Source organism: Vibrio sp. 704, assembly GCF_033339295.1.
This window is the reverse complement of the sequence record NZ_JAWOUH010000710.1, coordinates 1-596: the sequence shown is the minus strand read 5'-3', so window position 1 is coordinate 596 and position 596 is coordinate 1. Positions and strand designations below refer to the sequence as shown.

Sequence of the window (596 nt, the reverse complement as noted above, 5' to 3'; positions counted from 1 at the left end):
CAAGGGCAGGATCGATATTCATCTTCTTCAGAAGGACAGCGATGGTTACCCCTGCAACCCCGGCGACGAACAGGTTGGTCAACATGGCGGCAGAGATGATACCTCCGAGCATCCAGTTGCCTTTCCAAACTACAACGATACCACCGATGATCAACGCCCACATGATGCCGTTAAGCAAACCGATCGCGGCTTCTTTCATCAACAGTTCTCGTTTGTTCGAGTCACCGATATGACCTAAAGCAAGGCCACGAATAACCAGTGCAACGGTTTGATTACCTGCAACACCACCCATCGATGGCACGATGGTCATCAAGACCGCAATTGCCGCCATTTGGTCCAGAGTGGCTTCAAACATGTTGGAAACCGAAGCAGCCGCTAATGCAGCTAGGACATTGGCTCCGAGCCAAACACTTCGTTTACGCGCGGATTTGAAGACGGGAGCGAAAGTATCTTCGTCATCGTCCATACCCGCCATACTCATCATTGAGTGTTCGGCATCTTCACGAATAACGTCAACCACGTCATCGATGGTGATACGACCGACAAGGTGCTGGTTTTCATCCACTACGGGCGCGGACACCCAATTACGACGTTCA

The 596-nt window shown here is 51.3% G+C and carries 1 protein-coding gene; it reads right to left on the bottom strand.

Going from position 1 to position 596, the window contains the following annotated elements:
• A partial coding sequence (locus R7R24_RS28665; RefSeq protein ID WP_318120452.1) for a magnesium transporter occupies positions 1-596 on the bottom strand: 596 nt, incomplete at both ends.